1 tRNA gene is annotated in these 221 nt (G+C 53.4%); it reads right to left on the bottom strand.

Annotation, left to right across the window (positions count from 1 at the left end):
* Positions 1–60 precede the first annotated feature (60 nt).
* A tRNA-Ala gene (locus NN484_RS27235) sits at positions 61–136 on the bottom strand.
* Positions 137–221: the final 85 nt, after the last annotated feature.

The raw sequence follows: 221 nt of genomic DNA, 5'->3' as shown, positions 1-221 counted from the left end.
CATTCACCATCATCACAATGGAATGCTCATTTCTAAGCTTTCAAACTTCAGAAGCAGTAGTGGTGGAGCCAAGCGGGATCGAACCGCTGACCTCCTGCGTGCAAGGCAGGCGCTCTCCCAGCTGAGCTATGGCCCCGTATTTTCTACAGGTTTCCCACACAAAATTGGTGGGTCTGGGCAGATTCGAACTGCCGACCTCACCCTTATCAGGGGTGCGCTCT

It is taken from the genome of Pseudomonas serboccidentalis (assembly GCF_028830055.1).
Classification (GTDB): Bacteria; Pseudomonadota; Gammaproteobacteria; order Pseudomonadales; family Pseudomonadaceae; genus Aquipseudomonas; species Aquipseudomonas serboccidentalis.
The sequence above is the reverse complement of the archived record's forward strand: the minus strand, read 5'-3'. Positions and strand labels throughout refer to the sequence as shown.